Below are 481 nucleotides of genomic sequence, written 5' to 3' on the forward strand. Positions count from 1 at the left end.
GCGAATTTCCGGCCAGTGGAACGCTTTGACGAGCGGTTTGGGCAAAGCGAGGCCAGAAGTTTCGATCAAAATGCAGTCAATGCGATCGCGCCGCTTCAGCAACTCCAGCATCGAGGGCAAAAATTCTTCCTGCACCGTGCAGCACAAGCAGCCGTTCGTCAGCTCGACCACGTTTGCATCCGGCTCATCTTCGGGGCAAACCTGACACGATCGCAGCAGATCGCCGTCGATTCCCAGTTCGCCAAATTCGTTGACCAAAACGGCGATGCGGCGACCTTGATTATTCTGCAACAGATGGCGAATCAGCGTGGTTTTGCCGCTGCCCAAGAAGCCAGTAACGATCGTAACGGGAATTTTTGCGGCCATGTCCAACCCAAACAATTACCCAGACATTATTGCAAAAATTAGCGATCGCCGTTCGACCCGATCGCCTATCAACTCGGCAAAAATTCCGCGAGTGAATTTGGCCGCACTGTAGAGT

Annotated in this window: 1 protein-coding gene; it reads right to left on the reverse strand. The window is 53.2% G+C overall.

Annotation, left to right across the window (positions count from 1 at the left end):
• Window positions 1–366 (reverse strand): GTP-binding protein (locus D7Y13_RS42285; RefSeq protein ID WP_279637195.1); only part of this gene is annotated, 366 nt, incomplete at its 3' end.
• Between the last annotated feature and the right edge of the window lie 115 nt (window positions 367–481).

The sequence above is a fragment of the Corallococcus praedator genome, from assembly GCF_003612125.1.
GTDB lineage: Bacteria > Myxococcota > Myxococcia > Myxococcales > Myxococcaceae > Corallococcus > Corallococcus praedator.